The organism is Mesorhizobium sp. W016 (assembly GCF_054719485.1).
This window is the reverse complement of the sequence record NZ_JBTTIF010000002.1, coordinates 2,981,957-3,004,139: the sequence shown is the minus strand read 5'-3', so window position 1 is coordinate 3,004,139 and position 22,183 is coordinate 2,981,957. Positions and strand designations below refer to the sequence as shown.

The 22,183-nt window shown below is 63.2% G+C and carries 19 protein-coding genes; 9 read left to right on the top strand and 10 right to left on the bottom strand.

All coding sequences use genetic code 11. The annotated features are described in order from the left end of the window. Positions 1–181: 181 nt before the first annotated feature. Positions 182–607: a dihydrofolate reductase family protein gene (locus ACYG9V_RS15040; RefSeq protein WP_352764111.1), complete on the top strand. Its 426-nt coding sequence runs from the start codon at positions 182–184 to the stop codon at positions 605–607. A 168-nt stretch (positions 608–775) separates the two neighbouring features. Here ACYG9V_RS15040 and ACYG9V_RS15035 read toward each other — a convergent pair whose 3' ends face one another. From ACYG9V_RS15035 to ACYG9V_RS15015, 5 genes are all read right to left on the bottom strand, one after another. Beyond that, complete coding sequence (locus ACYG9V_RS15035) at positions 776–1,636, bottom strand: patatin-like phospholipase family protein (RefSeq protein ID WP_023712767.1); 861 nt, start codon at positions 1,634–1,636, stop codon at positions 776–778. After that, entirely contained in the window at positions 1,633–3,009 is a 1,377-nt protein-coding gene (locus tag ACYG9V_RS15030) for a M16 family metallopeptidase (RefSeq protein ID WP_352764109.1), read from the bottom strand. The genes ACYG9V_RS15035 and ACYG9V_RS15030 overlap by 4 nt, the downstream gene beginning before the upstream one ends. A gap of 188 nt (positions 3,010–3,197) precedes the next feature. Further along, positions 3,198–4,553, bottom strand: coding sequence for a M16 family metallopeptidase (locus ACYG9V_RS15025; protein ID WP_023824515.1), 1,356 nt, complete (start codon positions 4,551–4,553; stop codon positions 3,198–3,200). A 96-nt stretch (positions 4,554–4,649) separates the two neighbouring features. Further along, positions 4,650–5,204 carry a 16S rRNA (guanine(966)-N(2))-methyltransferase RsmD gene (gene rsmD, locus ACYG9V_RS15020; protein WP_023671544.1) on the bottom strand — a complete coding sequence of 185 codons (555 nt, stop codon included), beginning with the start codon at positions 5,202–5,204 and terminating at the stop codon, positions 4,650–4,652. A gap of 47 nt (positions 5,205–5,251) precedes the next feature. Next, on the bottom strand, positions 5,252–7,435 hold the full coding sequence (locus ACYG9V_RS15015; protein WP_352764107.1) for a pseudouridine synthase: 2,184 nt from the start codon (positions 7,433–7,435) through the stop codon (positions 5,252–5,254). 180 nt (positions 7,436–7,615) lie between these two features. Between ACYG9V_RS15015 and ACYG9V_RS15010 the strand changes: the two genes are divergently transcribed. Continuing rightward, entirely contained in the window at positions 7,616–8,068 is a 453-nt protein-coding gene (locus tag ACYG9V_RS15010; protein WP_352764106.1) for a nucleoside deaminase, read from the top strand. Positions 8,069–8,095: 27 nt separating this feature from the next. Here ACYG9V_RS15010 and ACYG9V_RS15005 read toward each other — a convergent pair whose 3' ends face one another. The 3 genes from ACYG9V_RS15005 to ACYG9V_RS14995 all read right to left on the bottom strand — a co-directional run bounded on the left by ACYG9V_RS15005 (position 8,096) and on the right by ACYG9V_RS14995 (position 13,000). Beyond that, positions 8,096–8,779, bottom strand: a complete 684-nt coding sequence (locus ACYG9V_RS15005; RefSeq protein WP_023700630.1) for a hypothetical protein — start codon at positions 8,777–8,779, stop codon at positions 8,096–8,098. Between the two features lie 200 nt (positions 8,780–8,979). Further along, positions 8,980–11,961, bottom strand: coding sequence for an isoleucine--tRNA ligase (gene ileS / locus ACYG9V_RS15000; protein WP_352764105.1), 2,982 nt, complete (start codon positions 11,959–11,961; stop codon positions 8,980–8,982). 235 nt (positions 11,962–12,196) lie between these two features. Continuing rightward, the gene (locus ACYG9V_RS14995) at positions 12,197–13,000 is read right to left on the bottom strand and encodes a MipA/OmpV family protein (RefSeq protein ID WP_352764103.1); all 804 of its coding nucleotides are present in this window, start codon (positions 12,998–13,000) and stop codon (positions 12,197–12,199) included. 211 nt (positions 13,001–13,211) lie between these two features. Here ACYG9V_RS14995 and ACYG9V_RS14990 point away from each other — a divergent pair, with 211 nt between their 5' ends. From ACYG9V_RS14990 to ACYG9V_RS14975, 4 genes are all read left to right on the top strand, one after another. Next, entirely contained in the window at positions 13,212–13,517 is a 306-nt protein-coding gene (locus ACYG9V_RS14990) for an ArsR/SmtB family transcription factor (protein ID WP_352764101.1), read from the top strand. After that, complete coding sequence (locus tag ACYG9V_RS14985) at positions 13,514–13,996, top strand: SRPBCC family protein (protein WP_023671537.1); 483 nt, start codon at positions 13,514–13,516, stop codon at positions 13,994–13,996. The genes ACYG9V_RS14990 and ACYG9V_RS14985 overlap by 4 nt, the downstream gene beginning before the upstream one ends. 12 nt (positions 13,997–14,008) lie before the next feature. Continuing rightward, positions 14,009–14,422: an MAPEG family protein gene (locus ACYG9V_RS14980; RefSeq protein WP_023671536.1), complete on the top strand. Its 414-nt coding sequence runs from the start codon at positions 14,009–14,011 to the stop codon at positions 14,420–14,422. Between the two features lie 128 nt (positions 14,423–14,550). After that, a complete protein-coding gene (locus ACYG9V_RS14975; RefSeq protein ID WP_023671535.1) occupies positions 14,551–15,105 on the top strand; it encodes an HdeD family acid-resistance protein in 555 nt (184 codons plus the stop codon). A gap of 29 nt (positions 15,106–15,134) precedes the next feature. On the opposite strand, the gene ACYG9V_RS14970 is transcribed toward ACYG9V_RS14975, so the two are convergent. Together ACYG9V_RS14970 and ACYG9V_RS14965 are read right to left on the bottom strand one after the other, a co-directional pair. Next, the gene (locus tag ACYG9V_RS14970) at positions 15,135–16,118 is read right to left on the bottom strand and encodes a bifunctional riboflavin kinase/FAD synthetase (protein WP_023682976.1); all 984 of its coding nucleotides are present in this window, start codon (positions 16,116–16,118) and stop codon (positions 15,135–15,137) included. 9 nt (positions 16,119–16,127) lie between these two features. After that, the gene (locus ACYG9V_RS14965) at positions 16,128–16,988 is read right to left on the bottom strand and encodes a TIGR01459 family HAD-type hydrolase (RefSeq protein ID WP_352764099.1); all 861 of its coding nucleotides are present in this window, start codon (positions 16,986–16,988) and stop codon (positions 16,128–16,130) included. A 336-nt stretch (positions 16,989–17,324) separates the two neighbouring features. On the opposite strand from ACYG9V_RS14965, the gene ACYG9V_RS14960 reads away from it, so the two are divergent. The 3 genes from ACYG9V_RS14960 (at position 17,325) to ACYG9V_RS14950 (ending at position 22,166) form a co-directional block, all read left to right on the top strand. Then, on the top strand, positions 17,325–19,214 hold the full coding sequence (locus ACYG9V_RS14960; protein WP_023829493.1) for a pilus assembly protein: 1,890 nt from the start codon (positions 17,325–17,327) through the stop codon (positions 19,212–19,214). 187 nt (positions 19,215–19,401) lie between these two features. Beyond that, a complete protein-coding gene (locus ACYG9V_RS14955) occupies positions 19,402–21,375 on the top strand; it encodes a TadE/TadG family type IV pilus assembly protein (RefSeq protein WP_352764098.1) in 1,974 nt (657 codons plus the stop codon). Positions 21,376–21,533: 158 nt separating this feature from the next. Beyond that, on the top strand, positions 21,534–22,166 hold the full coding sequence (locus ACYG9V_RS14950) for a LysE family translocator (protein WP_023671530.1): 633 nt from the start codon (positions 21,534–21,536) through the stop codon (positions 22,164–22,166). Positions 22,167–22,183 lie beyond the last annotated feature (17 nt).

Genomic DNA, 22,183 nt, shown 5'->3' with positions numbered 1-22,183 from the left:
GCTTTTTTTTCGCAGAGCGGTCGCAAAAGGCTCACACGGTTCGTCCTTTGACAGAAGAAGGAGAGCGCCATGAGAAACCTTATTGTCACCGATTTCATCAGCATCGATGGCATCGCCGAGGTCGAGAAGCTGCCCAGCGTGACCTGGAACGATGAGATGCAAAGGTTCAAGGAGGACGAGCTTGCCGACAGCGGGGCCATGCTTCTGGGGCGCACCGACCTACGAGATTTTTGCCGGCTCTTGGCCCAAGGAAACCGGAGACTTCGCCGACCGGTTCAATGCGCTGCCGAAATATGTCGCGTCGACAAGCCCGAAGGCACTCGACTGGAAACCGGCCGAGTTGCTGAAGGGTGTGTTGCCGGAAGCGGTTCGGGCGCTGAAGCAAGGCAGCGGCGGCAACATCTATGTGCATGGCAGCCTCAGCGTCGCGCGGGAATTGCTGCGCCATGGTCTGGTCGATCGCGTCAGGCTGCTGAGCTACCCTGGCTCCGTCGGGGAGGGCAAGAAGCTGTTCCCGCCCGATATGCCGGTGGCGTTGGAGCCGATCTCGACCGTACAGTTCAGCAATGGCGTGGTGGCGCTGGAATATGCGGCTGGGAGGGTGTGAGACGCTGGTGGGGTAATCTCCCCTTTAGGGGAGATGTCGCCGAAGGCGACAGAGGCGGTCGGTCCGTCCTGACGCAACCTCCTATCGACAGTAGGAGGTCTAGCTTCACGCGAGACGACCCCCTCTGGCCTGCCGGCCATCTCCCCCTCGAGGGGGGAGATCGGCAGCTCACCCTACTTTCTTCCCCCGCTTGCCCTTGGCACGCGCCTCGACCACTCTTTCCACCTCGCGCTTCAGTTCGTCCTTGACCTCCTGCGTCTCGGCCATCAGCGTGTCGATCTTCATGAAATCGAGCACGCGGTATTTCGACACTGGCGGGCGGATCAATATGTCTGGTGGGCGCTGGTTCAGCTTGTGGGCGATGATCGACTGCATCATCAATTGCGTCGCGCCGTACATCAGGTCGACCGTGGTCGGGTGCTTGCGCTCGGCCTCGCTCGGCGCGCCGACGACGTCGATGGCGATGATGATGTCGGCGTCGTTTTCGATGAGGTCGAACGGCACCGGATTGTAGATGCCGCCGTCGATCAGCACGCGGTCGTCGCGCGTCACCGGGCGGAACACGGCGGGAATGGCAGCCGAGGCGGCGAGCGCCGAATGCAGGTCGCCCTCGTCGAAGACGGCCAGCTTGTGACCGAAATAGTCCGTCGCCGTCACCTTCAGCGGGATTTTCAGCTCGGCGAAGGTTTCCGGGATGGCTTCCGGCAGGAACGCCTTCAAGATGCGCTCTATGTTGAACTGGCTGACTCGGATGCCGCCCTGCATCGCCTCGGCGATGGTGCCGGGACGCGAGCGCCACATGCGCGCCGCCACCTCGGCGCGGCGGCCGAGGATCGAGCGGGCGTAGTCCTCGATGTCCTTGCCGCTCATGCCCGAGGCCATGCCGGCGCCCATGATGGCGCCGATCGAGGAGCCGGCGATGGCCACGGGCTTGATGCCGAGCTCGTCCAGCGCCTCGACGATGTGGATATGGGCGAGGCCGCGCGCGCCGCCGCCGCCAAAGGCGATACCGAAAGTCGGACCTGTCATTTGGCCTCCAGCTTCGGCCCGATGCTCATGATCGCGGGCGCCGGCGTCAGCAGCTTCTTCGCCGCTGCCTTGACCTGATCGAGCGTCACGCCGTTGATGAGCGCCGCGCGGCGCTGCACGTAGTCGATGCCGAGATTGTCGAGCTGCAATTCCACCAGGGTCGCGGCAATGGCGCTGGAAGAATCCAGATTGCTGATAGCATAGGAGCCGACCATGTATTTCTTGGTCGCGTCCAGCTCGGCCTCGGTCGGCCCCTCCTGCGCCATCTTCTTGACCACCTCCTTGACGATGCCGAGCGTCTCGGCGGCGCGGTCGGAACGCGTCGCCGTGGTGATGATCAGCGCATTGGAATGCTGGTGGTCGACCAGGTTGGAATCGACGGAGTAGGCCAAGCCGCGCTTTTCCCGCACCTCGTCATAGAGGCGCGAGGTGAAGGTGCCGCCGCCGAGAATCTGGTTCATCAGCACCGCAGGGAAGAAATCCGGCGCATCGCGCTTCACACCGGGATAGGCAAACTGCAGCGAGGTCTGCGGCAGGTCGTAGTCGACCTCGAGCTGCTGGCCGAGCTTCAGCTCGGTATCGGCAACCGGTTGCAGCACCTGCTTTTCCGGCAGATCGCCGAAGACCTCGTCGAGCTTCCGTTTCAGCGTCGCGGCATCTATGTCGCCGACCACCGCAACATGCAGGCCGCTGCGGGCGAAATTGGCCTTGTGGAAGGCAGCCAGATCCGCCGCCGTGATGGTGGCGATGCTGTCCTTGGTGCCCTGGTCGGGCCTGGAATACGGATGTTCGCCATAGATGGCGCGCAGCCATTTGGTTTGCGCGACGGTGTTGGGGTCACGCTCATTGGCGATGATGCCGGACAGGATCTGGGCGCGGATACGGTCGATCGGCGCCTGGTCGAAGCGCGGGCTGGTGACCGCCAGCCTGAGCAGGTCGAAGGCCGCATCCTTCTGCTCGGCCAGCATCCGCATCGCGCCATAGGTGCCGTCGCGCGCCGCTTCGAAGCCCATTTCGGCGCCGGCATCGTCAAGCTTGATCTGGAAGGCCTCGCTGTCGAGGTCGCCGGCGCCCTCGTCGAACAGGCCAGTCATCAGATTGACCAGCCCTTCCCGCCCCGCCGGATCCTGCGTCGAGCCGCCATCGAAGACGAAGCGGATGGCGACGATCGGAATGGAGTGGTCCTCGACCAGCCAGGCGTTGACGCCTTTCGATGAGGTCACCGGCTGAATGTCCATCGCGTGCGCGGCAAGCGCCGGCAGGATGAGGAAGAAGATGCCGAGGAACAGTGTGGCGAAGACGTGGAGAACCGCGATGCGCCTATGAGCAATCGCATAAGGCCATTGATCGCCAAGGTCAGCTCCGCCCCTCATCGCGCTGCCGGGCACTTCTCCCCGTATAGTGACGGGGAGAAGGGGTCTCGCCGCGACGCTGGCGCTCTTCTTACGACGCTGATGGTTGGTGAAATCGACGATGACAGCGCCCCTCTCCCCGTCACTATAGGGGGAGAGGATGCCGGCAGGCAGGTGAGGGGCAGCGCTAACGCTCAATCTCGTCATCATCAATTCCCCGCCTGTTGCTGCGGCAAGAGATAGCCGGTCGTCGTACGATCGAGCAGCAGATAGCGTGCGGCGACCGCCTTGATCTCATCGGCGGTGACCTTGCGAATGCGTTCCGGCCATTCCTCGATATCCCTGACGTTGCCGCCGGTGGCGAGCTCGGCGCCGTAGAGATTGGCCATCTCGTCCTGCTTGTCGCGGGCGAAGATCATGGCCCTGATATAGCGGGCCTTGGCCTTCTCCAGCTCATCGGCGGTGACGCCGTCCTTGACGATGCGGGCGATCTCGGCGTCGACGGCCGCCTCGACGTCGCTCAGCTTGGCGTCGCCGCGCGGCGCGCCATAGACGGTGAAATTGGTGGCGTCGAGCATCGTACCCTGGAAGAAGGCGCCGGTCGCCGATGCGATGCCTTGCTTGACCACGAGTTGCTGGTAGAGCCTGCTGCGGCTGCCGCCGCCAAGGATCTCTCCCAGCAGGTCGAGCGCCTCGGCCTCGCCGGGTTTTGCCGTGTGGTAGGACGGAACCACCCATTGCGTCGAAAAGCTCGGCACCGAAACGCGCCCATCGGTGAGCGTCACCGTGCGCTTGGTGTTCTGCTCCGGCTCGACCGGGCGGATGCGCGGGGGCAGGTCGGGACCGCGCGCGACCTTGCCATAGGTTTTTTCGGCCAGCGCCTTCACGACCTCCGGCTCGACATCGCCGGCCACGATCAGCACCGCATTGTTGGGGCGGTAGTATTTGTCATAGAAGGCAACCGCATCGGTGCGGTTCAACTGCTCCATCTCCTGCATCCAGCCGATCACCGGAATGCGGTAGGGCTGGTTCTGCCAGAGCGTCGCGTCGACCTCTTCGTCGAGCACCGCCTGCGGATTGCTGTCGATGCGCGCGCGGCGCTCTTCCAGGATCACGTCGCGCTCGGTCTTGATGACCTCGTCGGTCAAGATGAGGTTGCGCATGCGATCGGCCTCGAAGCTCATCATCTCACCGAGTGCCGAGGGCGCCACCGTCTCGTGGAAGGCAGTGTAGTCATAGGAGGTGAAGGCGTTGTTGGAGCCGCCGATGGCCGATATGGCGCGGTCGAACTCGCCCGCGGCGTGGTTGGTCGTGGCCTTGAACATCAGGTGTTCGAAGAAGTGCGCTATGCCGGACTTGCCTGGCGGCTCGTCGGCGCTGCCGATCTTGTACCACACCATATGGGTGACGATGGGGGCGCGGTGATCGGGAATGACCACCACCTCCATGCCATTGTCGAGCAGGAAGTTGGCCACCTTGCCATCGTCCGCGGCCAGGGCCGGGCCGGCCATGGTCAGCGCGGTGGCGAGCAAGGCTCTCCGCAGCCATTCAGTATGAAATGTCATTGATGGCTCCGGTTGTTATCGCGCGACGATAGGCAAGGTTAGCCGCGGAGGCAAAGTGAATTGTGCGTCATTTTGAAGGCGCCGGTCGCTCCACCCTTACGCAAGCTCGATGAACCGGACCACCGTCTCGCCGTAGTTTCGTTCATCAACCACCGAGAATTCCGGCCCAATCTCGAAGGGCGCCGAGGCGGCTTCCTCGACCACGCAGAGCGCGCCGGGCAGCAACCAGCCGCCATCCCTGGCCGAGCGCAGGGCGCGCTCGCCAAGGCCCTTGCCATAGGGCGGATCGGCGAAGACCAGGCCGAATGCCGCAAGCGTACCGGCCTCACCCAGGGCGGTCGCGTCGCGGCGGAAGATCTTGGTGCGGCCGGTAAGGCCAAAAGCTTCGACATTGGTGCGGATCAGGCCGCGTCCTTCGGCCGATTCTTCGATAAAGACGCCATAGGAAGCGCCGCGCGACAGCGCTTCGAGGCCGAGAGCGCCGGTGCCGGCGAAAAGGTCGAGCACACGCGCGCCGTCGAGCTTGTCGGCAAAGCGGTGCGCCAGCACGTTGAAGACGGCCTCGCGGGCGCGGTCGGTCGTCGGGCGGATGGCATGGTCGCGCGGCGTCGCCAGCGGACGCCCGCGAAATTGGCCGCCGACGATTCTCATTTATGCCCGGGTCTCATTTAAGGCCGGATCTCATTTAAGTCCCGGCATCATCTGGTCCTCGGGCCCTTGGGACCGTTGCGTGGCCGCTCGCCGCCCCGACCGCCATCCGGACGCTCGCCACCCGGCTTGCCGAACGGCTTGGCTCCGCCCGGCTTGCCATAGGCCGGCTTGCCATAGGACGGCTTGAATGACGCCTTGCGCGCCTTGGCCTCGGCCGCCTTGGCGGCATCGGCTTCCGCCCTGCCCTTGCCGATCGGACGCGCGCCCGGCGCCATCCAGACATTAGCCTTGCGCTGGCCCGGCGGATCGATCGGCCGCTGCTCGCGCTCGGGCTTCTTGCCGCCGCGCGGTTTGTCACCAAAGGCGCCGCGCGGCTTGTCGCCGAAGCCTCCACGGGGCTTGTCGCCAAAATCGCCGCGCGGCTTTTCGCGAAACTCGCTGCGCGGCTTGTCCGAAAACTCGCTGCGCTCGGGTCTCGGGCCGCGTTCGCCAAAGCTCTTTTCCGGCCTCGCGCCCCTTTCGGGACTGGTCGACAGCTTGCCGAGCGCTTCGTCGCGGCTGCCTTCGCGGCGCTTGCGGTTCTTGATCAGACCGCCCTCGCCGATCGGCCGATGGTCACCCTCGCGGGTGACTTTCGGCCGTTCCGGCTCCGCGTCACGCTCTCGCCGCACCGGCTGGTTGGAAAACGGCTTGATGATCTCGGCGTCGAAATTGGCGCCGGATTCCTCGACCAGTCGCTCGCCGAGCTGGTCGCGCAAGACGCGGCCCTTGATCTCCAGCACATGGCCTTCGGCGAGATCGTCGAGCTGGAACGGTCCGTAGGAGATACGGATCAGCCGCGTCACGTCGAGGCCGAGCGATCCAAGGATGTTCTTCACTTCGCGGTTCTTGCCTTCGCGCAGGCCGATCGTCAGCCAGGCGTTGGTGCCTTGCTCACGGTCGAGCGTCGCTTCGATGGCGCCGTAGAAGACGCCGTCGACGGCAATGCCTTCACGCAGGCCTGCGAGCATGCTTTCCTCGACCTTGCCATGGACGCGCACGCGGTAACGGCGCAGCCAGCCAGTGGCAGGCAGTTCGAGCACGCGCGACAGACCGCCATCATTGGTGAGCAGCAGCAGGCCTTCGGTGTTGATGTCGAGGCGGCCGATGGTCATCAGCCGCGGCAATTCGGCCGGCAGCACGTCGAACACGGTCTTGCGGCCCTCGGGGTCGCGGTTGGTGGTAACGACGCCGGCCGGCTTGTGAAACAGGAACAGGCGGGTGCGCTCGATCGGCGGGATCTCCATGCCGTCGAGATGGATGATGTCGCCCGGCATGACGTTGAAGGCCGGCGAGGTCAAAGCCCGGTTGTTGACCTTGACACGGCCCGCCGCGATCAGGTCTTCGGCGTCGCGGCGCGACGCCAGGCCGGCGCGGGCCAGCCGCTTGGCGATACGCTCGCCGGCTTCTTCCGCATCTGCCGGACGCGGGCGCGGCTTGAAGGCGCCGCCAGATGCTTGCGGCCGGTCACCACCGAAATCGCGCTTGGGGCGATCGCTGAAGTCACGCTTGGGACGATCTCCGGCGTCGCGCTGCGGGCGATCGCCAAAATCGCGCTTTGGCCGGTCAAAACGCTTTTCGCCCTCGGCGGAAGCAGGCCGATCGCCACGCGGTGCGTAGGGCTTGCGCGGCCCTTCACGCTTTTCGAAAGGCTTGCCTTCGGGACGCGGCCCCTTGCTGAATGGCCGATCGCCGCCCTTGAAATCGCGCTTTGGCCGCTCGCCATCGGCCGCAACCGGCCGATCGCCGCGCGGTGCATAAGGCTTGCGCGGCCCCTCGCGCTTTTCATACGGCTTGCGTTCACCCTCGGCCGGCATAGGGCGATCCCCACGCGGCGCATAGGGTTTGCGCGGCCCTTCGCGCTTTTCATACGGCTTGCGCTCGCCTTCGGCTGCCATCGGCCGGTCACCGCGTGGTGCATATGGCTTGCGCGGTCCCTCGCGCTTTTCGAAGGGCTTGCCTTCGGAACGCGGACCTTTGCTGAATGGCCGGTCGCCACTTTTGAAATCGCGCTTGGGCCGCTCGCCCTCAGCCGCTGCGGTCCGGGCGCCTCGCGGTGAATAGGGTTTCTTGGCCCCGAAGGAGGGTTTGCCGCTTTTGCCGGCGGCGCCATCGCGGCGCGGCCCCGCGGCTCCAGGGCCGCTTTTGCCCGGGCCTTTGTGGCGCGGAGATTTCTTGTCGTTGTCGTCCATGTGGCCTTTGCCTTGTTGCGCTGCTACAGCGTGGCGCATCCTTTCGGACGCGCAAAGGACGCTATAGCACTTTGATTTGGCGCATGATCATTTCCGAAAATCTGTTCCGATATTCGGGTTGACGCGCTCCATAACAGGATCACCGCCAAGTGGCGAGGAGATAATCGGAATGGAAACCGCGTGAAGCGGCCGGATTTCATGGCGCTGGCGCTGAAAGAGGCGCAAGCCGCCGCCTTGCGCGGAGAAGTTCCGGTTGGCGCCGTCATCGCCAGCGGCGACACGGTGGTGGCATCCGCCGGTAACCGCACCCGCGAACTTGCCGATCCGACGGCGCATGCCGAAATGCTGGCCATCCGCGCGGCCTGCCAAACGCTCTCCAGCGAGCGGCTGACCGGCCACGACCTCTATGTGACGCTGGAACCCTGCGCCATGTGCGCCGGCGCCATTTCCTTCGCCAGGCTGCGCCGGCTCTATTTCGGCGCGGCCGACGAGAAGGGCGGCGCGGTGGTCAACGGCGTGCGCTTCTTCGCTTCGCCGACCTGCCACCATACGCCCGACATCTATCCGGGCATGGCCGAGGCCGATGCGGCGCTGCTGCTCAGGGAATTCTTTCGGGAAAGACGCGAAAGGTAGAGCCTTCAGCTACCGAAGGCGGCGTTCCTACCAGGAGGGCAGCCAGTCGAAGAGCCCGCCGCTCTTGCCCTTGGCGGCCGCTTCCTTCTTGAGGCGGCGTTCCTTCTTGTATTCATCCTCGCCGAGTTCGCCCTGCGGCGCCGTGTCGGAGGCAGCTCGGTAGGCCAGAGGCGGCTCGCTCAGATATCTGCGAGTGTTGGGATCGCCCTGCTTTTGCTCTGCGGTGCGGCGCTGGATCTCCGCGGCGCGGCCCTTGTCTGAATCCTTCGGCGACCAGGCCGGCGGGTGGCTGGAGCCCGAATCCGCCAGCGCCTTCTTCACGGAAGCCGGATCGGTCTGCACGTCATCGACGATCCCCGATTGATAGGACGGGTCGTCCTGGTGGGCAGTGGCGTCGGCACGCAGACGGGCGCGGCGCTGCTCGGGCGATTCGGGCCAATCGGTGCTCGCCGTCTCGATGCTTTCCTGAGGCGGCGGCAGCACTTCCTTCTGCCCCGGCGCCGGCTTTACCAGCTCCGGACGCGGCCTGTAGTCGATCTGTTCCTTGTGCTTGGGCGTGATCGCGAAGGCGCCGGAAAGGTCTCCGGCAAGCTGCTCGCCAGCCGTCTTGTCGGTGCCGTAGGTCGGCGAACCCATGCAGCCGGACAGAGCGAGGCCGGACGCGACAAACGGCGCCAGCAGCGCAACGCGCGCATAAGTTCTCTTGGTCATGCCAAAAAGTCCCACTCTAGACAGCCTCTCGATCGTCACCGGCCGAAGGCCCGGTCCCCATCGTCCACGCTCTTGCGACGGAATTCCGGCGACAATTTGTCTTCCGGAGTTTCGCGTGTTTATCTCAACCACTCGTTAAGGGCAACGCGCGGGCGCTTTTCACCCGCCCGCCGTGGCATTTGTGCACCGGCTTTGAGCACTCACAAACGTCCCAGAGCCTTGAGTTCATGCAGCACGGCGGCATCGCGGGCAGACACGTCGGGGAATTCCACGTCCTGCCCGACATCGGCGGTATAGCGCCACGAACGCGCGCATTTGACCAAGCCGCGGTCCTCGGCCTTTTCGACCACCACCGAGACACCTTTGACATCGTCGAGCGCAAAGGCGCCTTCCGGCGCCTTGCCATGGGCGATGACGAGATCGCTGGTGATCGCCATCTCGGCCATGTCGACATCGGCGATCGCGGCTTCAACCGCGGCATCGTCGAGGGTCACGACCGGCACGGCTTCCAGAGAGGCACCTATGACCTTCTGAGCGCGTGCGATCTCGAGCGCGCCGGTGACGACACGGCGAACCTGCCGCACCTTGCGCCATTTCTCAGCCAGTGCCTCGTTCTTCCAGTCGGCCGGAATCTCGGGGAACTGGTCGAGATGCAGCGAGACAGCATCCGGATGACGGTCGAGCCAGGCTTCTTCCGTGGTGAAGGGCAGCATCGGCGCCAGCCATTTCACCAGGCAGTCGAAGAGGTGGCGCACCACTTGCACCGAGGCCTTGCGCTTCACGCTGGCGGGTCCCTCGCAATAGAGCGCGTCCTTCCTGATGTCGAAATAGAAGGCCGACAGCTCGACCACCATGAAGTCGAGCAAAGTGCGGGTGATGCGTTTGAACTCGAACGCGTCGTAGCCCGAGCGCACGACCTCATCGAGCTCGGCCAGCCGATGCAGCATCAGCCGCTCCAGTTCCGGCATCTTGTCCAGCGGCACCTCCTCGCCATCGTCATGGGCGAGCGTGCCCAGCATCCAGCGGATGGTGTTGCGGAGCTTGCGGTAGGCGTCGATGTTGGTCTGCAGCACGTTCTTGCCGAGACGCTGGTCTTCCCAATAATCCGTCGTCACCACCCATAGCCGCAGAATGTCGGCGCCGGACTGCTTGATGACGTCTTGCGGCACGACGGTGTTGCCGAGCGATTTCGACATCTTTCGCCCCTCCTCATCCATGGTGAAGCCATGGGTGACGACGGTGTCGTAAGGTGCCCTGCCCCTGGTGCCGCAGCTTTCGAGCAGCGAGGAGTGGAACCAGCCGCGATGCTGGTCGGAGCCTTCGAGATAGACGTCGGCCGGCCATTTCAGGTCCGGACGGTCCTCCAGCGTGAAGACATGCGTCGAGCCCGAATCGAACCAGACGTCGAGGATGTCCATCACCTGCTTCCATTTAGAGGCATCGTGATTGCCGAGGAAACGCTCCTTGGCGCCGGCAGCGAACCAGGCGTCGGCGCCTTCCTTCTCGAATGCGTCCATGATGCGCTGGTTGACGGCTTCGTCCTTCAGCACATTGCCGTCCTCGTCGGCAAAGACGGCGATCGGCACGCCCCAGGCGCGCTGGCGCGACAAGACCCAATCCGGGCGCTCCTCGATCATGGCGCGGATGCGGTTCTGGCCGGCCGCCGGCACGAAGCGTGTGTCGTCGATCGCCTTCAGCGCACGGCTGCGCAGCGTCGTGCCGTCGCCGAGGTCCTTGTCCATATAGACGAACCATTGCGGCGTGTTGCGGAAGATGATCGGCTTCTTCGACCGCCACGAGTGCGGATAGCTGTGCTTCAGCCGGCCGCGCGCGAACAGCGCGTTGCGCTTGATCAGTTCGTCGATGACCGCCTGGTTGGCATTGCCCTTCTTGCCGTTGTCGTCGATGACGCGCGCCGCCCCGCCTTCGCGATCCGGGCCAAAACCCGGCGCGTCCCTGGTGAAGAAGCCGGCATCATCTACAGTGAAGGGGATGGCAGGGTCGATGCCACGTGCACGCAAATCCGATGCCGCATCCATCCAGGCATCAAAGTCCTCGCGGCCATGGCCGGGCGCGGTGTGGACGAAACCGGTACCGGCATCGTCGGTGACATGGTCCCCGGCAAGCATGGGTACGGCGAATTCGTAACCACCGCCGAGACCTTTGAAGGGATGTGAAAGTGTAAGGCTTCCAAGCTCTTCGACCGAAACGCTGCGAAGCCGATTCAAGGTGACCTTGGCCTTGGCCGAGGAGTCTTCGGCAAGCGCATCTGCAAAGATCAGCTTCTCACCGGGCTGTGGACCGAACGAATTTTCGGCTGCGGTAACTTCATAAAGGCCGTAGCCGATCCGTGACGAATAATTGACGGCACGGTTGCCGGGGATCGTCCACGGGGTTGTCGTCCAGATGACGACGTGGGCGTTGTCCAAAAGTGCAACGCTTTCCGGAACGCGCATGGACGGTGCAGCGTCTGATACAAAGTGCTCAACGCTCCAAAATCCTGACACAACTGGAAACTTCACCCAGATCGTGTCGGACTCATAGTCCTGGTATTCGATCTCGGCCTCGGCCAGTGCGGTGCGCTCGACGACGCTCCACATTACCGGCTTGGAGCCGCGATAGAGCTGGCCCGACATGGCGAACTTCAACAACTCCTCGGCGATGCGCGACTCCGAGTGGAAAGCCATTGTCGTATAGGGGTTCTTGAAATCGCCGACGACGCCGAGCCGCTGGAACTCGCCGCCCTGCACCGTGATCCAGTTCGCGGCGAACTCGCGGCATTCCTTGCGAAACTCGTTGACCGGCACCTCGTCCTTGTTCTTGCCCTTGGCGCGGTACTGTTCCTCGATCTTCCATTCGATCGGCAGGCCATGGCAGTCCCAACCCGGCACATAATTGGCGTCATAGCCGCGCATCTGGAACGAACGGGTGATGACGTCCTTGAGGATCTTGTTCAGCGCATGGCCGATATGGATGTTGCCATTGGCGTAGGGCGGGCCGTCATGCAGCACGTATTTTTCGCGGCCGGCCGCGTCCTCGCGCAGCTTGCGGTAGAGATCCATGTCCTGCCAGCGCTTGACCAGCAGCGGCTCTTTTTCAGGCAAGCCGGCGCGCATCGGGAAATCCGTCTGCGGCAGATAAAGCGTCTTGGAATAGTCGATCGTTTCAACAGTGTCGGTCATTGGTCTGCCATATGCATTGCCCGGCGGGCGTAAAAGCTCGGGCGTGAACTATCATGATTTGGAAAAAGCGCGAGGGCGCACGCCAAGATTCCCGGCGGCTCCGGCGGCGCTCAGGCCGCCCGGAACACCGGGCCTGTAATTCGTATCGTCAGCGCGCGAAGGCGTGAAAAGCTCGTCATTGCCGGGCTTTTAGCGGAGAAAGCCGCAGGAATAAAGCGTCTCTTGTTCGATTCACTTACATCGTGAAGTCGAAGCGATAGGTGGTCGAGACGCCGACCGTGAACTGGTTGCGGTCGCCGCGCTCCTTGACCAGGCTGGAATCGGCGGCCGGACCCATCAGGCGCGCATATTCGCCGAACAGGCTGGCGGTCATCGGCTCGGTGACCTTCCAGGTGATGGCGCCACCAAGGCCGGTCGATTTCAGGCCGCCGCCAGGATGGTATTCGCTCAGGCCCGAGGCCGCAGCCTCCTTGGCGTTGACACCATAATAAGAGTCGAAATAGCCCGACGAGGCAAAGGACACGCGTGGTCCGCCCGAAATTCTGACAGTCGGCGTCACGTCGTAGAAAGCATCGGCGGCGATGTCGGCGACAAAGCCATCATGGGCACGAATGCCATGGCGCAGTTCGGCGCGGGCGCGCAGCCAGTCCGTCGGATAGATTTCGAAGAAGCCGCCGACCTCACCGCCCCAGCGCACCGGGTCGAGGCCCTTGAGCTCATCCTTGCTGTCGCGGGAAAACAGGAATTTTCCGGTCAGGCCGGCGCGGACGCCGCCATCGTCGACCAGCGCCAGCGAGATGTTGTCGTTGCGCGAGGTAAAGCGCGCGGCCGGGCCGGCCTTGCCCAGCGAGATGATCGGCGATGCGCTGAGCAGATAGCTGTTGGAGCCCTCGAATTTCGGCGCGACCATGCCGGTGGCGCCAAGCGTCAGGTACCAGTCGCCGGACATCCAGCCGAAGGCACCCTCGCCCGCATTGGCGGTGGACACAGTGAGCAGCGCCGAGGCGAGAAACAGCGGAATCGTCCAGACAATACGCATCACCACCCCATACGCGAAACAAAACGGAGAGAACACCGGCAGCCAAAGCCATGGCGCCGGTTCGGTAAAATTTGACTTAAAATCTACAGCAGTGGCGGCAACTGCGACCCTGTTTTTTGCGCTGTGGCCCATTTGAACAGGGCGCCGCCGGGCCTGTGGCGACTTGACAGAAAAAGCGAGGTTGCCTAAATTCGCGTTAGTGCAGACTAACATGAACAGATGGACAGCGCTTGGCGACCCGACCAGGCGGACGATCTTCGAACTGCTGGTCGAACAACCCTGTTCGGTCGGGGAATTGGCTCATGCGCTTCCTGTCACCCGGCCGGCGGTCTCGCAGCACCTGAAGGTGCTCAAGGACGCCGGCCTCGTGGCCAACACACGGCTAGGCAAGCAACGCATCTACCGGGTCGAACCGGAAGGCTTGGCCAGCCTGCGCGCCGAACTCGACCGGTTCTGGAGCAAGACCTTGGCGGCCTACAAAGTGGTCGTCGAACAGCCCTTGAAGGAGCAGGAATGAGCACACATCAACCGCCCGTGAGGCACTCCATCCTTGTCGAGGCTCCGATCGCACATGCCTTCAAGGTCTTCACCGAGGACTTCGGCAGTTTCAAACCCAAAGAGCATAACCTGCTTGCGGTGCCGATCGCGGAGACGATCTTCGAACCCCGCGTTGGCGGTCACGTCTACGACCGCGGTGTGGATGGCAGCGAGTGCCGCTGGGCACGGGTGCTGGCCTACGAGCCGCCGAACCGACTGCTTCTGAGTTGGGATATCAGCCCTCAATGGCAGATCGAGACCAATCCGGACAGGACCAGCGAGTGGGAAGTCCGGTTTACGGCGGAGACGAATAGCCGGACCCGCGTCGAGATCGAGCATCGCAATCTCGAACGTCATGGCGAAGGCTGGGAAGGCGTGCGCTTTGGGATTGACGGTGATCAAGGCTGGCCGCTGTATCTCAGGCGATTCCAAGATCTTTTTGCCGGCAAAGTGACCTGAAGGAGCACAATTATGGAACCCTATTGGCTAAGCATCCTCGGTGTACTGATCCTCTGTCTTTTGTCAGTCGCGCTGGCGGTTTACTCGGGTTCGTCCAAGGGATTTGCCGGAGCGCTTTCCGGTCCGGTGATCCCGGCCGACGACGCCAATCTCCTCTACAGGATCGACCGCGTGCATATGAACTCGGTCGAGGCGCTGGCGCCTTTTGTCGTCCCGGCGGTGCTGGCCATGATGGTTGGCGTTGGGTCGGCCACGTTGGCGACCATTGTCTGGGTTCATGTGGCGATACGCCTGCTTCACCTGGGGGTTTACCTACGCGGCGGCAATGCCGCCAAGGGTGGCAGTGTCAGAACGATCGTCTACGTCTCTGGAGCGATCGTCACGCTTGTCCTCGTCCTTGTGACTGGGTGGGCTGCCATAAATTGACACGTACGCGCGAACCTCAAGCCACCGACGCTTTGTTTATTTACTAGCCGTCGCCATCGGCTGGACGTCCGCTATAGCCGGGGCTAACCTCCCGGCAAGGTGCCAGGCGATTTCGAGGAGATGCAGCAATGACCCTGCACGGTGATACCCTCAAAGATGCGATCGGCCGGACACGGGACAAATGGGGGTGGTTCGTCGCGCTCGGCGTGCTGCTGCTCATCTTCGGCGGCATTGCCTTCGGCAATCTGTTCATCGCCACCGTCGCCTCGGTCTATGTCGTGGGCTGGCTGATGCTGATGGCCGGCATCATCGAGATCGTGCATGCCTTCGGCGTGAAGACCTGGAGTCGCTTCTTCTATTGGCTGCTCAGCGGCCTACTTTATGCCGTTGCCGGTTTCTTTGCCTTCGACAATCCGCTGCTGGCCTCGACGGTGCTGACCTTGCTGCTGGCGGTGGCGCTGGTCGCTTCAGGCGCGCTCAGGGCCTGGGTCGGCTATAGCCACCGACCGGAAAAGGGCTGGGGCTGGGTCGTCGCGGCGGGCCTGATCAGCGTGCTGGCGGGGCTGACCATCGCCATGGGCTGGCCGGTCAACAGCCTGTGGGTGCTCGGCCTGTTCCTGGCCATCGACCTGATCTTCCAGGGCTGGAGCTTCATCGCTCTCGGACTGGCGTTGAAGAAGTAGGGGCTTGAAGAGGTAAGCGGCCGGAAGGCTCAAAAAGCGATGGCGCCGTCCAGATCCGAAAGCGGCCTGACGCCGGCCAGCAGCGCGCGCGCCTCCGCCTCGTCGCGCTTCATTTGTGCCACCAGCCCATCGAGCCCATCGAACTTCACCTCGGGACGCAAAAAGCCGAAGAGCGATACGTCGCAGATCTCGCCATAGAGATCGCCGGCAAAGTCGAAGACGAAGGTTTCGAGCAGCGGCGCGCCATTGTCGTCGACAGTCGGGCGACGCCCGAAGCTGGCGACACCATCATAGAGCGTGCCGTCGGCGCGGCGAAAGCGGACGGCATAAATCCCTTCCTTCAGAGTCGTTTCCGGCGAAAGCCTCATGTTGGCTGTCGGGAAGCCGAGCGTGCGGCCGAGCTGCTGGCCGCCGATCACTTCGCTTTCGACGGTGAAGCGGTAGCCGAGCAGGCCTGCGGCCTCGGCGACCTCTCCCTCGCAGAGCAGCTCGCGGATACGGCTCGACGACACCACCTCGGCGCCCTCGTCGCGAAAGGCGTCGACCAGGGTGACGCCGAAACCATGGCGCTCGCCTGCCGCCATCAGAAACGCAGGACCGCCCTGCCGGTCCTTGCCGAAGTGAAAATCGAAGCCGGTGACGGCATGGGTGATGCCGAGGTTCGTCTCCAGCACATCGGTCACGAAAGCCTCGGCCGACAGGCCGGCAAAGGCGCGCGTGAACGGCTGTTCGACGAGTGCGGCAAAGCCCAGATGCGACAGCAGCCGCGCCTTCATCGGCGGCGGCGTCAATACGAACAGCGGCATATCGGGCCTGAACACCTTGCGCGGATGCGGGTCGAAGGTCAGCACCAGCGCCGGCACGCCGCGCCGCCCGGCTTCGGCAAGCGCGCGATCGAGCACCGCCTGGTGGCCGCGATGGACGCCGTCGAAATTGCCGATCGCCACCACGCCGCCGCGCAAATGCGGCGGCAGCGGCGCGGTTGCTGAAATGTGTTCGAAAGCTGCGCTCATGCAGCAACCCTACCGCAGTCTCGGAATGACGGCGACCGGCCGGTAGCCGTGCTTTTGCAGAAAGGCTGCAAGCCTGGCGGGGTCCGGCTGCATGGGATCGCCATAGTCGCGCGCGTGAATGCCGCCCGAGACGTAAAGCACGTCGATGCCGTTGTCGGCGGCGCCCTTGACGTCGGTCATCATGCCGTCGCCGATGGCCAGCACCTCGGTGCGCGCGACGTCTCGGCCGAGAAGCACGGCGACCTCCCGCAGCGCTACGTCATAGACCGGCGCATAGGGTTTTCCGGCGATCAGCGTGCGGCCGCCAAGCTGGGCATAGTCGCGCGCCAAGGCGCCGGCGCACCAGATCATGCGCTCGCCGCGTTCGACCACGATGTCGGGATTGGCGCAGATGAAAGGCAGGTTCCTGGCGCGCAGCCGGCGCAGCAGATCGGCGTAATCCTCAGGCGTTTCCACCTCGTCGTCGAACAGCCCGGTGCAGACCACGCCGGAAGCCTCGAACTCCTCGACGAGCTCGACGTCGAGACCGTCATAGAGGGTGAAATCGCGGTCGGCGCCGATATGGAAGATTTTTCGTGGACCTTCGGCGATAAGGTCGCGGGTCACATCGCCTGAGGTGACGACGCGATCGTAGGCGGCGGCGGGAACGCCGATCGCATTCATCTGCGCCACCACATCGGCATTGCGGCGCGGCGAGTTGGTGATCAGGACGACCGGGACCTTCGCCGCACGCGCGGCGGCAAGCGCTTCGGCAGCCGCCGGAAAATGCCATTCGCCATTGTGGATCACGCCCCAGACATCGCACAGGATGGCCGAGTAGGCGCCCGACAAATCCGCGAGCGAGCCGATGATGTCAGGCGAATCCGCCATGCCGTTTTCCTGCTGTGACGATCATTGCGACAGCTGCAGCCGACGGTCCGCCGCAACCGGCCCCGCATTAACCGAAGCGTTTCATCCTGTCACCAGCTTTTCGGCACTTGCCAGGCTGTTGCGCAACGGGCTGATCGAAGGTTGCACAGGCAGGAACCACCCTTCTCCGAGCTTTGGTCTATCGAAACAATGTCGCACCGCTGATCACCAGGGCCGAGTGGTTAACGAGCCTTGAAAAGATCGGCCTATGTTGAACGCATTTCAGCAACCTGAAATTTAACGATTTTGTGGGCATCTTCGGACCGATATTGGGGTCCTGGCAGGGGTGCTGAAGGCATGATCCGCAGATTTCTGAACGACAGACGCGGCAACTATGCCTTGATGACAGTGATCACCATGGTGCCCTTGATGGGCGCGCTGGCGCTTGCCATCGACTACACCGATCTCTTGCGCCAAAAGCAGAACATGCTGAACGCGCTGGATGCCGCCGGGATTGCCACGGCACAGCAGATCGTCACCGGGGCGACCGATACGGCAGTCAAGGCCTATGCGAAGGATTTCTTCGAAGCCAATCTCGGCCGCGTCAAAGCAGCCAATACGGTCCTGACGGTGACGCTTCCCAACAACAACGCAGGTGGTGGCACGCTGAAGCTGTGCGCCGAATTGACGTACCACCCCTATTTCCTGCCGGCAGCGGCCATGATGATCGGAAGAACCGCCGCCGACGTCACAACATCGGCATGCTCGGAGATCCGCCTCAAAAACACGCTGGAAGTGTCTCTCGTGCTCGACAATTCCGGCTCCATGAGCATCAACGGCTCCGGCACCGGCCAGCCGCGAATAGATTTGCTCAAGAAGGCCGCGACGGAGCTTGTCAATACAATGGCGCTCCAGGCCGCACAAATGAAGCAGGTGACCAAGCCGGTGCAGTTCTCGCTGGTCCCGTTTTCTGCGTCGGTCAATGTCGGCGCTCCGATCCCCCCGGCTCCATTGCCGACGTGGCTGGACACGACCGGCATTTCCCCGATCCATCATCAGAACTTCGATTGGTCGACGATGACAGCGGCAGCAAATGCCACCAAATGGATCGAAAAAGTAGGCAGCGTTTACTACCAGCGCGGCACGGGCTGGGGCACTGACAAAGACAAGGAGATGACGCGTTTCACCCTCTATCAGGACATGATGGCAACGACCTGTACGAAGAAAAACTCGAACGGCACTTGCAAGACCTCCGTCGTCGCCAAATACGAAGCCTGGAAGGGCTGCGTGGAGGCGAGGCCGTATCCCTATAATGACGACGACACGTCGCCGACCACTGGCACGCCCGCCACCATGTTCGTGCCGATGTTCGCGCCGGACGAAGCTGGCAATTTCTGGACCGACACAACTCGCACCAGCACATCGACGTGGGGTTACGCCAACAATTGGTGGATCGATTATTCCGACACGCTGACTGTCCCCAAACGCCAGGCGGATATGCGCAAGTATTTTCTGACAAAGCCCTGGGACGCAGCAGCCGCTGCGGCCGATGATGGACCCAATTCGGCATGCACGACCGCCGCGATCACGCCGTTGCAGGACATAACCACCACCGATGGCAAGAAAATCCTGACGGATGCCATCAATGCCATGGCCCCGACGGGCAACACCAACGTGCCGGAAGGGCTGGCCTGGGGCTGGCGGACGGTGTCGAGCAACGAGCCTTTTACGCAAGGCCGGCCGAACACCGAAAGAGGCAACGACAAAGTGGTCATCGTCCTGACCGACGGCGCAAACACCTATAGCATCGGCCCCAGCAACGACATGACCAGCAACTACGCCAAGAATGGATCGACCTACGCCGCCTATGGCTACACCGGCCCTAATTTTCCGAAGCCAGTGGAGCCTGCGACCCGCCTGTTCGTCAACACGACCGTCGCCAAGACAACCTATACGGCGACCAACTACACGGCCGCGCTTGACGAGCAGATGCAAACCCTTTGCGCCAATGCGAAGAATTCGAACATTCTCTTGATGACCGTCTCGCTCGACCTTGTTAGTTCCAAGCCGGCGGAAAAGACTGCCATAGATGCGCTCAAGAAATGCTCCTCGGATTCGCGCTTCCGCAAGGATCCGACCGACCCGAGCAAACCGGCGAAGCTGTACTGGAACGCGACCGGCGCCACCTTGTCGCAAAGTTTCAAGGAAATCGCCGACGAACTGTCGAACCTGCGCATCGTCAGCTGATCGGCGCGATCTTTCGAACAAGGCGCTCCGCCTCGGCGGGGCGTTTTGCGTTCGGCAGCTGGCGCATTTGGTTAGCGCCTGGTGAAGCGCTATCCGCGCAATCGAGCAGTTTCCCAAACCCGTCCTTCAACGTTTTGTGAAACTGTGGCGGCATTGAAGAATCCGCAGGCGGGGCCGCTTACATCACATGCGTGAACTCTGGCGCACATTCCGGCGTGACTTCTGGCGTGACCGCCGCGGCAATTACGCTCTGATGACCGTTGTGGCGATGGTGCCACTGATGGGCGGCGTGGCAATGGCTGTCGACTACACCGGCGTGGTCAGCGAGAAGCAGAGGGTGGTCAACGCGCTCGACGCCGCCAACTTCGCCACAGCGCGCCGGCTGGTGGAAGGCGCCACCGACGACCAGTTGCGGGCCTATGCGCTCGACTTCTTCAAGGCAAACCTCAACCACGTCGATCCCGCCGACACGACGCTCAGCGTTACGCTGCCCAGCAGCACGACCGGCGGCGGCATCGTCAAGCTGTGCGCCAGCCTGGTCTACAAGCCCTATTTCCTGCCGGCAGCGGCGATGCTGATCGGCAGGACGTCGGAAAACGTCACCTACTCCGTGTGTTCGCAAGTCCGGCTGAAGAACACGCTGGAAGTGGCCATGGTGCTCGACAATTCGGGGTCGATGTCGAACACGGGCACGGGTGCCGGACAAAAGCGCATCGACCTTCTCAAGCAAGCCGCCAAGCAGCTCGTCGACACGCTTGCCTTGCAGGCCGCGATGATCAAGCAGATCGACAAGCCGGTCCAGTTCAGCCTGGTGCCGTTCGCCGCCTCGGTCAATGTCGGCGCCAGCAACGACAACGCGTCGTGGATCGACGCCTTCGGGCTGTCGCCCATCCACAATGAGAATTTCGCCTGGTCCACGCTTAACGCAGCCGACAAATATGCCCAGAAGATCGGCGGCATCTGGTACAAGAAAGGCACTGGCTGGGGTGAGCAGGAGGGGCAGATGCTGACCCGCTTCTCGCTCTACCGCGACATGAAGGTGGTCACCAGCCACGAGCGCATCGTCGGCAGCAAACGCGTGGTCTGCGACAAATATCGCGCCAATCATACATGCTCGGACAGCCACAACGAATACGACTACAACGACACATACGGACCGTTCGCCAGCTGGCAGGGCTGCGTCGAAGTGCGGCCCTATCCCTATAATGTCAACGACGCGCCGGCCTCCGGCGGACCGAACAACACCGGCACCGGCGTCGGCGATCCCGCGACCATGTTCGTGCCGATGTTCGCGCCAGACGAGCCGGGCAATCATTGGTACATAACGCAGGACCCCGACGAGGTGGCCCCCAAGACCTATGGCGCGGCCAACAGCTGGTGGAACGACGATCCGGCGAGCACCTCCGGCAAGACCAGGCAGTCCAACATGGCCAAGTATTTCCAGCCGCGGCCGATCAATGCTCCGGTGCTGTCGGCCGGTGCCGGTCCTAACTACAGCTGCACGACGACACCGATCACGCCGCTGACCGACGTCTCCAACACCGCCGGGCTGACCAAGATCAAGGCTGCGATCGACCTGATGGCGCCGAACGGCTTCACCAATGTGCCGGAGGGCATGGCCTGGGGCTGGCGCACCGTCTCCAGCACGGAGCCTTTCACAGGAGGACGTCCTGAGACGGAGCGCGGCAACGACAAGGTGGTCATCGTGCTCACCGACGGCGAGAACACCTACGCGGTGCCCAGCAGCGATCCCGCCGGCAACAAGTCGACCTATGCCGCCTATGGCTATACCGGCGTCGGCTACAACGGCACTGCGGTCACCCGCCTGTTCGGCGGCACGTCGAGCGCCATCGGCCAGCTCAACTATTCGTCGAGCAACTACACCGCCGCCCTCAACGAGCAGATGGCGACGCTGTGCAACAACGCCAAGGCGGCCAACATCATGGTGATGACGGTGGCGCTCGATATGTCGACGACCGACGCCGGCGACAAGAGCGCGATGGAGGCACTGAAGGTGTGCTCGTCGGACTCGCGCTTCCGCAAGGATCCGGCCGACCCGAGCAAGCCTGCAAAACTGTTCTGGAACGCGACCGGCGCCACGCTGTCCGACAATTTCAAGGAAATCGCCAACGAGCTCTCGAACCTGCGCGTGGTGAGCTGAGGGTTGAAGCTGCTGATCTTCCCCCACCTTGCGGGGGAAATTGGCGGCTTCGCCGCTTTCGCCAATTTTCGACGCTGGCGCAAAGGCTCCGGCCATCATGCTCTTGCGGTGAGTCAAAACGCGTGGTGGGTATCGTCACCGCTTCCCGGAGATTGCCCGTGCCCGAAACCGCCAACCATCTCGCCTTCGCGCTGGTCTGCCTGGGCATGGTGCTGACGCCCGGGCCGAACATGATCTACCTGATCTCGCGCTCGCTGTCGCAAGGCCCGAAGGCCGGGCTGATCTCGCTCGGCGGCGTGGCGGCCGGCTTTCTGTTCTATGTCGTATCGGCAGCGCTGGGCATCACCGCGCTGCTGCTTGCCGTGCCGTTTGCCTATGACGCACTGCGCATTGCCGGCGCGCTCTATCTGCTATGGCTCGCCTGGCAAGCGGTGCGGCCCGGCGGGCGCTCACCATTCCAGGTGCGCGAACTGCCGAAGGACAGGCCGCGCAAGCTGTTCGCGATGGGCCTGATGACCAATCTCCTCAATCCCAAGGTGGCGGTGCTTTATCTGTCGCTGCTGCCGCAGTTCATCTCGCTGGGCAACGGCCATGTGCTGTCGCAGCTTCTGGTGCTCGGCGCCACGCAGATCTCGATCAGCCTGACCGCCAATGCCATCATCGCGGTAACGGCCGGTTCGATCGCCACCTTCCTTGCCGGACGGCCGCTATGGATGGTCATCCAGCGCTGGATGATGGGCACGGTGCTCGCCGCGCTGGCGCTTAAAATGGCGACCGACGCGCAACGCTGATCGGACGCAGCGCGCCG

Coding starts and splice junctions, on each gene's coding strand:
- ACYG9V_RS15035 (WP_023712767.1), bottom strand. CDS start 1,636: ATGACAGGTCCGACTTTCGGTATCGCCTTTGGCGGCGGCGGCGCGCGC.
- ACYG9V_RS15030 (WP_352764109.1), bottom strand. CDS start 3,009: ATGAGGGGCGGAGCTGACCTTGGCGATCAATGGCCTTATGCGATTGCT.
- ACYG9V_RS15025 (WP_023824515.1), bottom strand. CDS start 4,553: ATGACATTTCATACTGAATGGCTGCGGAGAGCCTTGCTCGCCACCGCG.
- rsmD (WP_023671544.1), bottom strand. CDS start 5,204: ATGAGAATCGTCGGCGGCCAATTTCGCGGGCGTCCGCTGGCGACGCCG.
- ACYG9V_RS15015 (WP_352764107.1), bottom strand. CDS start 7,435: ATGGACGACAACGACAAGAAATCTCCGCGCCACAAAGGCCCGGGCAAA.
- ACYG9V_RS15005 (WP_023700630.1), bottom strand. CDS start 8,779: ATGACCAAGAGAACTTATGCGCGCGTTGCGCTGCTGGCGCCGTTTGTC.
- ileS (WP_352764105.1), bottom strand. CDS start 11,961: ATGACCGACACTGTTGAAACGATCGACTATTCCAAGACGCTTTATCTG.
- ACYG9V_RS14995 (WP_352764103.1), bottom strand. CDS start 13,000: ATGCGTATTGTCTGGACGATTCCGCTGTTTCTCGCCTCGGCGCTGCTC.
- ACYG9V_RS14990 (WP_352764101.1), top strand. CDS start 13,212: ATGAACAGATGGACAGCGCTTGGCGACCCGACCAGGCGGACGATCTTC.
- ACYG9V_RS14985 (WP_023671537.1), top strand. CDS start 13,514: ATGAGCACACATCAACCGCCCGTGAGGCACTCCATCCTTGTCGAGGCT.
- ACYG9V_RS14980 (WP_023671536.1), top strand. CDS start 14,009: ATGGAACCCTATTGGCTAAGCATCCTCGGTGTACTGATCCTCTGTCTT.
- ACYG9V_RS14975 (WP_023671535.1), top strand. CDS start 14,551: ATGACCCTGCACGGTGATACCCTCAAAGATGCGATCGGCCGGACACGG.
- ACYG9V_RS14970 (WP_023682976.1), bottom strand. CDS start 16,118: ATGAGCGCAGCTTTCGAACACATTTCAGCAACCGCGCCGCTGCCGCCG.
- ACYG9V_RS14965 (WP_352764099.1), bottom strand. CDS start 16,988: ATGGCGGATTCGCCTGACATCATCGGCTCGCTCGCGGATTTGTCGGGC.
- ACYG9V_RS14960 (WP_023829493.1), top strand. CDS start 17,325: ATGATCCGCAGATTTCTGAACGACAGACGCGGCAACTATGCCTTGATG.
- ACYG9V_RS14955 (WP_352764098.1), top strand. CDS start 19,402: ATGCGTGAACTCTGGCGCACATTCCGGCGTGACTTCTGGCGTGACCGC.